At 66.0% G+C, this 415-nt stretch carries 1 pseudogene; it reads left to right on the forward strand.

The features are described 5' to 3' along the window. Window positions 1-208 precede the first annotated feature (208 nt). Window positions 209-415 (forward strand): annotated as a pseudogene (locus tag VR44_RS34310) (MarR family transcriptional regulator); the annotation flags it as partial.

The following is a 415-nucleotide window of genomic DNA, read 5'->3' on the forward strand; positions in this document are numbered from 1 at the left end:
ACCCAGCGGGCGAGGGGGCCGCCGGCGGAGGTGGGGCGGTGGGCGGCGTAGATGACGTGCAGGCGGGTCATGAGGTGAACTCCCGTTCGGTGCGGAGGAAATGGGCGCGGGCGCACTTTTGTTGTTGACGTGTCATCCAGGCAACTCGATGATGCGTGATATGTCAACTAGGTAGGTGATGTGTCACCAAAGTGGATAGGCTGCTTCCATGACCGAAGTGCCCGAGTCCGCCCACCCCCGCTGGCTCACCGAGTCCGAACAGGACGCCTGGTACGCCTGGCGCCGGATGTTCCCCCTCGTCAACGCCGAGATCGCCCGCGACCTCCACCAGGACAGCGCGCTCTCCGAAGCCGACTACGACGTCCTGTCGGTGCTCGGCTCCACCGACGGCCACCGCATGCGCATCACCGCGCTC

Source organism: Streptomyces katrae, from assembly GCF_000966975.1.
GTDB classification, from domain to species: Bacteria; Actinomycetota; Actinomycetes; order Streptomycetales; family Streptomycetaceae; genus Streptomyces; species Streptomyces katrae.